At 64.5% G+C, this 7004-nt stretch carries 7 protein-coding genes; 6 read left to right on the forward strand and 1 reads right to left on the reverse strand.

Translation table 11 applies throughout. From position 1 onward, the window contains the following. The first annotated feature begins 142 nt into the window (after positions 1-142). The 6 genes from WAW17_RS12575 to WAW17_RS12600 are packed head-to-tail and all read left to right on the forward strand — an operon-like array spanning position 143 to position 6007. Complete coding sequence (locus tag WAW17_RS12575) at positions 143-541, forward strand: hypothetical protein (RefSeq protein ID WP_422333304.1); 399 nt, start codon at positions 143-145, stop codon at positions 539-541. A 4-nt stretch (positions 542-545) separates the two neighbouring features. After that, positions 546-1604: an alcohol dehydrogenase catalytic domain-containing protein gene (locus WAW17_RS12580; protein WP_422333305.1), complete on the forward strand. Its 1059-nt coding sequence runs from the start codon at positions 546-548 to the stop codon at positions 1602-1604. A 5-nt stretch (positions 1605-1609) separates the two neighbouring features. Next, positions 1610-3130: an aldehyde dehydrogenase family protein gene (locus tag WAW17_RS12585; RefSeq protein WP_422333306.1), complete on the forward strand. Its 1521-nt coding sequence runs from the start codon at positions 1610-1612 to the stop codon at positions 3128-3130. Between the two features lie 35 nt (positions 3131-3165). Continuing rightward, on the forward strand, positions 3166-4497 hold the full coding sequence (locus WAW17_RS12590; RefSeq protein ID WP_422333307.1) for a cytochrome P450: 1332 nt from the start codon (positions 3166-3168) through the stop codon (positions 4495-4497). A 5-nt stretch (positions 4498-4502) separates the two neighbouring features. Beyond that, positions 4503-4721, forward strand: a complete 219-nt coding sequence (locus WAW17_RS12595) for a ferredoxin (protein ID WP_422333308.1) — start codon at positions 4503-4505, stop codon at positions 4719-4721. Continuing rightward, on the forward strand, positions 4718-6007 hold the full coding sequence (locus tag WAW17_RS12600) for an NAD(P)/FAD-dependent oxidoreductase (RefSeq protein WP_422333309.1): 1290 nt from the start codon (positions 4718-4720) through the stop codon (positions 6005-6007). The genes WAW17_RS12595 and WAW17_RS12600 overlap by 4 nt, the downstream gene beginning before the upstream one ends. A gap of 16 nt (positions 6008-6023) precedes the next feature. Here the strand turns inward: WAW17_RS12600 and WAW17_RS12605 are convergent. Then, positions 6024-7004, reverse strand: a 981-nt coding sequence (locus WAW17_RS12605) for a LuxR C-terminal-related transcriptional regulator (RefSeq protein WP_422333310.1), incomplete at its 5' end; no start/stop codon positions are given.

A 7004-nucleotide genomic window follows, 5' to 3' on the forward strand; every position in this document is an offset into this window, starting at 1 on the left:
GCCGACACGATACCGCACAACCCTCTAACTGAACGGTATTGGGCTTAGGGGATACGAAGAGTCCTCCAACTGGATCTGCCCACGTGGCCGGTTCGCTGATTCCATTGAACCCATCACCCGCACAACCGCAGGAGCAATCGAAATGGGATTTTTCAAAGATGCCGACGAGCTCGACGAATACATCGGCGGAGTCTTCCGTGCCGGAGGCGAACACCCCGAGTCGGGGCCGAAGTTTCGGGCAGCGAACATCGTGATGCGCGTGCTCTACACCGACCCCGAGTGTGAGGTGACGATCGCGTTCCGTGACGACTACCAGGTCGTCACCGGACCGTCCGACATCAAGCCGGACATCACCCTGCTCATGCGCGGAGACACCGCCGATCAGTTCTGGCGCGGTGACTACAACCTGGCGGTCGGACTGGCAAAGGGTCAGGTCAAGGCCAAGGGGCCGGTAAACAAGATCCTCAAGCTGGTGCCGCTCACCAAGCCACTGTTCCCGATGTACCGGGAACTGGTGGCCAAGAAGGACGTGCAGGTCTAATCCGATGGCGAAGACGATGAAGGCGGCCGTCCTCAAGGCGCCGCACGTGGTGGAGGTCGAGGACGTGCCCGTCCCGACGATCACCGAACCCACCGACATCCTTCTGCGGGTCGAACGCACCGCGATCTGCGGTACCGACCTTCATCCGTACGAAGGCCGGCTCGAAATCGAATCCGATGTGATCCTCGGCCACGAGTTCCTGGGCACGGTGGAAGCAGTCGGCGGTGCCGTCGGCCAGATCGTCGAAGGCGACCGCGTTGTCGCCTCGTGCGTGGTCAGCTGCGGAGCGTGTTACCAGTGCCGACGCCACCAACCCGGGAACTGTGCAGGAAGCCGGATTTTCGGCCTCGGTCTGGCGCTCGGTGATCTCGACGGCGGGCAAGCCGAATACGTAGTGGTCCCCTCCGCAGACCTGACCACCCGCAAGATCCCCGACACCGGTACCGCCAACGACGACGACATCCTCTTCGCCGGCGACATCATGACCACCGGCTACGAGGCCGTCGCGCGGGCCATGCGACCTGGCGATACCGTCGCGATCGTCGGCGCCGGTCCGGTGGGGCTCTGCTCGGCCATGGCCGCAGTCGCCCTCGGTGCCGGTCAAGTCATCGTCATCGACCGCGTGGCCGCACGGCTGAAGGAAGCGGAAACCTACGGCGCCATCGGCGTCGACGCCAGCCACGGCGATCCGTCGGATGCAGTACTCGATCTGACGGACTGGCGCGGAGCGGACGTCGTCGTCGATGCGGTAGGACACGAATCGGCACTCGTCTCGGCAATCTCGCTTGTGCGCGCCGGCGGAACACTCTCCATCCCCGGCGTGTACACCGAAGAATCGCTGACCCTGCCGTTCTCCGAGCTGTACCTCAAGGGCGTCAAGGTCGAGATGGGTGTCTCGCATATCACCGAGTACATGGACGAGGTCATCGCACTGATGGCCGCAGGGAAGTTGAACCCCAGCACGATGATCTCGCACCGGATGGGCCTGTCCGACGCTGCCGAAGCCTACAAGCTCTTCGAGGCCCACGAGGCCACGAAGATCATCCTCGATCCCAGGAGCTGACAACGATGACAACGCTGGAAGTGCAGCACCATCTCATGCGTATCGGCGGCAAGGAAGTCGATTCCGATCGCCGCATGGATATTCTCGACCCGAGCGACGAGTCGGTCGTCGCAACAGTGGCGCAGGGCGATGCCTCGCATATCGACACCGCCGTCGCGGCCGCACAGGCGGCGTTCGAGGAAGGGTCGTGGTCGCGGGCCACCCCGCAGGAACGCGCCGCGGTGATGCGGCGTATCGCCAACGCAGCCAATGACGCCGTCGAGGAGCTCGTCGAACTGGAGATGTCCTCGAACGGGGCGACCGTGCGACAGGCGACCGGGTTCCACATCGGATATGCATTGTCCCACTTCAACTATTTCGCCGACCTCGCCGAGAGCTACCAATGGTCTCGCCCGGCACCGATGTCGAGTTTCCCCACCCTTGCGCAAAGCACTGTGCACCGTGAGCCGATCGGTGTCGTCGGGGCGATCGCACCGTGGAACTTTCCGCTGCTGCTGACGCTGTGGAAGGTGGGCCCGGCGTTGGCCGCCGGCAACAGTGTCGTCGTCAAGCCCGATGAGCACACACCGCTCTCGATCCTGGCGTTCGCCCGGATCGCCGAGGAGAACGGCCTCCCCAAGGGTGTCCTGAACGTCGTGCCCGGTGACGGCCGCGACGCCGGCGCGCGCCTGGCTTCGCACCCGGGCGTCGGCAAGATCGCCTTCACCGGTTCGACCGAGGTCGGCCGCGAGATCATGCGGTTGGCGTCCGGCACCGTCAAGAAGGTCACCCTCGAACTCGGCGGCAAGGGTCCCTCGATCGTTCTCGACGACGCCGATCTCGACATGGCCGTCGACGGGGTCCTGTACGGATGTTTCGTCTACTCCGGTCAAATCTGCGAATCGGGCACCCGCGCCCTGGTCCCGGCATCGATCCACGATCAGTTCGTCGAACGCCTCGTCGAACGGGCCAAGACCATCCAGATCGGCCCCACGAGGGACTGGGACACCGATCTCGGACCCGTCATCGACGGAAAACAAAAGGCGCGCATCCTCTCCTACATCGAGGGTGCCGTCGCGGAGGGCGCGACCGTTGCACTCGGCGGAAACACCCCCAGCGGAGAAGGTTTCGACAAGGGGCACTGGGTGGAGCCGACCATTCTCACCGATGTGCACAACAACATGCGCATCGCCCGCGAGGAGGTCTTCGGACCGGTTCTCGTGGTGATTCCGTACGGCGACGAGCAAGAAGCGGTCGCCATCGCCAACGACAGCGAATACGGGCTTGCCGCGAGCGTGTGGACCTCGGATAACGAACGGGCCCTAAATATCTCGACGAAAATCCAGACAGGCAGCGTGTGGATCAACGACGCCCATCAGATCAATTGTCAGGTGCCGTTCGGCGGCTACAAGCAGAGCGGCGTCGGCCGCGAACTCGGCCCCGACGCGCTGGACGAGTACACCGAAACCAAAGTGGTGCATCTCGACTTGTCCGGTGGTCGCGAGCGCAAGCCGTACGATCTTCTGCTCAGCCACGCCGACGACTGAACCGTCGCGCTCTTTCACCCCACAATGGAGAAATCATGACTACCTCGTTCGACGATGACACCGAACTGAGTTTCGATGACGACGATCAGAGCATCGTCCCCACCAATGATGTCGCGGCGACTCGCGAATACGACGACATCAATATCTCCAGTGACGCCTTCTGGGCTCAGGATGCACCGGAACGGGAGATCCAGTTCCGTGAACTTCGTGAGAAGCGGCCGATCAGTTGGCAGCGTCCGATCGAATCGGCTGTGGTGCCCGACCCGGACGATCCCGGCTTCTGGGCGGTCGTCAAGCACAAGGACATCGTCGAGGTCAGCCAGCACAACGATGTCTTCGTCTCCGGCTACGGGGTGATGTTCGACCTGCTGCCGCCGATGTTCCTCGAACTGGGGATGTCCTTCCTCGCCATGGACAACCCTCAACACGACAAGATCCGCAAGCTCGTCAGCGCTGCGTTCACACCGAAGCAGATTCGGCGTATCGAGGGTGATATAGCCATGCGGGCGAAGAGGATTGTCTCGGCCGCAGCCGAAAAGAACACGATTGACTTCGTCGCCGACATTGCGCGTCACCTGCCCATCGAAATGTTCGGTGACATGTTCGGCATTCCGGATGATCTCCGCGACAGGGCGGCTCATGCCGCTGATGAGATCGTGGCGTGGGCGGATCCGGCTCTGCTTGCCGGCCGAGATGCTGCTGAGGTTCAACTCGAGGCAACGGCGGTGGTCCACGAGATCGCCGAGCAACTCATCGCCGAACGGCGCGAGAATCCGGCTGACGACCTGATCACCGCGTTGGTTCACGCAGAAGTCGATGGTGAGCACCTCACAGATGAAGAGATCGGTGCGGTGATGACGCTGTTCTCCGTGGCGGCCACGGACACCACCCGGCACACCTCGAGTTTCGCGGTCAAGGCCCTGACGGACTTCCCGGAACAGCGTGCCTGGCTGTGGGAGGACTTCGAGGGGCGGATCAACATGGCGATCGAGGAATTCCTCCGCTACGGCTCGGTTGTTCTCAACTTCCGCCGCACCGCGATCGCGGAGTACGAACTCGGTGGACACACGATCCTGCCCGGCGACAAGGTCGTCATGATGTACGGCTCCGGCAACTGGGACACCGAGGTGTTCACCGATCCGGAGAAGTTCGACCTGCAGCGTAGCCCCAACCCGCACATCGCCTTTGGCGGCGGCGGTATCCACTTCTGCCTTGGCAATCAGCTCGCGAAATCGATGCTGCGGTCACTGTTCCGCGAATTGCATGAACAGATGCCGGATTTCGCCGCCGGTGAACCCACGTTGATGAAGACCAACTTCATGCGGGGAGTCCTGAGTCTTCCCTTCACGACGAATGTGAGGAGGTGATGACCATGACAACGGGGAAGTGCCGTGTCGTCGTCGACATGGGCAAGTGCTCCGGGCTGGGCCTGTGTGAGGCCGTCTCGCCGGACGTGTTCGAGATCGGTGACGACGGTGATCTCATCGTTCTGGCAGACGTGCACGACATCGAGCGGATGGCGGAACTCGAAGACGCCGCCGCCGCGTGCCCGACACAGGCGATCACGATCAGGGTCGACACGGAGCAATGAACGAACAAGCGAAGCTGGTAGTCGTCGGTGCCGGATTGGCAGGCCTGCGTGCCTGTGAGGCGGCCCGACGAGCCGGTCACACAGGGCCGATCGTCCTGCTGGGCGAGGAGTCGCACCTGCCGTACGACCGGCCGCCCCTGTCGAAAGAGTTTTTGGCGGCCGAGCGAGCCGATGTGGGCGATCCGCTCCTGCGGCCCGCCGCGACGATTTACGACGAACTCGACATCGACGTGCGAACCGGAACCCGGGCGATCGGACTCGACACCATTGAGAAAACAGTGGCAGTCGAGTCCGGCTATCCGCTCCAGGTCGATCACGTCGGCTACGACGAGTTGGTGATCGCGACGGGGGCGGCCGCACGGCAACTCCCGGGAGCAGAGGATCTCACCGGCGTTCTGGCGTTGCGCACCCTCGACGATGCCCACGCGGTGCGCGGCGGTCTCGATGCACGAGCGAACATCGTCGTGGTCGGGGCGGGCTTCATCGGGTCGGAGGTGGCGTCGGCAGCCCGCAAACGCGGCCTGCCGGTGACCATCGTCGAAGCCCTCGACGCCCCGCTGGTGCGCTCGCTCGGCGTGGAGGTCGGGGCCCTGTGCTCGCGGCTGCATCTCGAGAACGGCGCCGACCTTCGTCTGGGTGTCGGTGTGGCGACGCTGAAACCACTCGTGGGTTCGGTACCGGACAGCGACGGCAAGCGCCCGGTGGGCACCGTCGAGTTGTCCGACGGATCGTCCCTGACAGCCGACCTGGTGGTGGTCGGTGTCGGTGCCGCCCCGTCCACGGCGTGGCTCCAAGGCAGTGGTGTCAAGCTGCACGAGCGTGACGGCGGCATCGTCTGTGACGAGACCATGGGCGTCCTGCGGGAGGACGGGTCGCGTGTCGAACACGTCTGGGCCGCGGGAGATGTAGCCCACTGGGACAATTCACTGTTCGAGCGGACGATGCGGCTCGAACACTGGACCAGCGCGGCCGAGCAAGGGGCCACCGCAGCGCGAAACGCACTGACCCCACGCGAGGAATGGAGGCCCTACTCGACGGTGCCGTACTTCTGGTCGGACTGGTACGACACCCGACTGCAGTTTGTCGGTGTCCCGCAGGCCGACGAGATCCTGGTGCAGCACCGCACCGACCACAAGGGCGGCACGGTGGTGCTGTACCGCGAAGCCGACCGTTTGGTCGGCACCCTTACGATCGGCCGGCCGGATCTGGTGATGAAGTACCGGCGCATGATCGCTCAGCGTGCAAGCTGGTCCGACGGGGTGCAGTTCGGTGCACCCGCCTGCTGAACCGCCGGCCGCTCCCTCACGGGCGGCCGGCCTGGAACCACATAGCGATGGCTTCGGCCCGGTTCCCGGCCTGCAGTTTCCGCAGGACGTGCTTGACGTGTTGTTTCGCGGTGCCCTCGCTGATCACCAGTTCCTTCGCGATTGCCGCGTTGGTTCGGCCCTCGGCCATCAGTTCGAGGACTTGCAGCTCCCGGCTGGTCAGTTCTGCGGGCAACGTGCGCGGCGCGGGGCGCGCAAGCACAGGGCGGGGCCGCGGATTTTGGGCGACCGGTTCACTCGCGCGGGCGCCGGTCAGGTTCAGCGACACGTCGTGTACGCCGGCGGCGGCGTCCTCGAGCGACGCGGTCAACCGCGCGAGGGTATTGGCGGCGACCTCGAGCTGTTCGGTGACCTGAGCCCTGCTCAGCGCCAGACGCAGACCGTGCGAGAACGACAGGAGCAGGTCACTGTCGCGGGCATCGGTGTCGCGATCCTGCCCGTAGCGGTCCGCGTGCAGCAGCCCGACCACCCGGCCCCTGGACACGATCGGGGCCGCCACGTAGGACCGCGACCTGGACGCGTCCGCGATCCCCTTGTGGACACGCGAGTCGTGCTGGACGTCGGTGACGACGATCGGCTCCCGCCGCCGGACGACCTCGGTTTCGAACAGGCCCGGAACGAGCGGCTGGGGCTGTTCCTGTCCGATCCTGTTGATGGCCGCCGCCCAGTCCGGGTCGTTCATCACGAACACGGACTCGGAAGTCCACAACCCGTCGGAGACGTGGGAGATGATCGCCCGATCGAAGCCGAGGTCGCAGATCAAGCGCGGAGCGAGTTCGACGAGAGAGGGTATCGAGCACGGCGCAGCTTCGAGTCTTGCCAGCGCCTCACCGAGGCGATGGCTCGACTCCGACGAGCCGTGCTCCGGCCCGGCGTGGAGCAACGCCTGGTCCAGTCCTCGCAGTCTGCGCAGCGTCGCCAGAACGTCCATCGAGTTCTCGTGACCGTGCTCGCCGAG

It is taken from the genome of Rhodococcus sp. (in: high G+C Gram-positive bacteria) (genome assembly GCF_049286785.1).
Lineage (GTDB): Bacteria > Actinomycetota > Actinomycetes > Mycobacteriales > Mycobacteriaceae > Rhodococcus_F.